Annotated in this window: 1 pseudogene; it reads right to left on the reverse strand. The window is 45.9% G+C overall.

Annotated elements, in window-relative coordinates:
- Positions 1–595 precede the first annotated feature (595 nt).
- Positions 596–787: pseudogene (locus A3756_RS25955) on the reverse strand (IS110 family transposase); the annotation flags it as partial.

The raw sequence follows: 787 nt of genomic DNA on the forward strand, positions 1-787 counted from the left end.
ACTGGCTTAATTAGTTGGGCGGGTTATGGAGTAATAGAGCTGATGTTTTTGCCTCCTTGCCAAGAACATGTATGGTCAATAAAAAATAAACAAGTCTTAGCTAAAAGCTGCAGTACCATTGGTACAGGGTATCAATCCAAAATAGTAAAATGGGATTGGTCCGAAAATTAAATCAGCTAACAAGTTTAGCCTGCCTCGCCCCGGAAAAGGCCCCGGGGCTGGACTCGCTATCGCTCGCCGCAGCTAAAGGCGTTGGTATGACTCCCCACGTCAAGAGGCCCGCACAAAATCCTGCCGGAACCTCGGCCAGAGCCTTTCTTTTTAATTAACATTCTTCCCGTTAGGGAAGCGTCAACGCATCAGATGAAGCAAGTAATTTCGACGGTGATCATGCTGGTATTCGTGGGTTGCTAACGCGACGCGTTAACCTATCCAACCTTACTTATTACGTCGTGGTGCCTGTCTTCAGTCTATGCTCGTGGATCAATGTACTGCTAGCTCATTGCCAACCTAACGCCTTCGGTGATTGCACCACAGCCGCTGCTTGATCTTTTGCATTGACGCTAAACTTGTTCATGTATTATTCCTTATCTACTTAAGCGGGTACGCGTGAGATTCGTGTTTTTGGATCTATTCTGGGTAAGGTGACTTCCTTCGAGATTGACCAGATATAAGCTATCAGTTCTCGTGCGATCGCCGTTACCACGACACTTCGATGTTTACCTTTGTGTATTAGTCGTTGATATCGTCTACATAATCTCTGTTGTGCTTGCCAAGCTTGATCAAT

It is taken from the genome of Oleiphilus sp. HI0086, assembly GCF_001635225.1.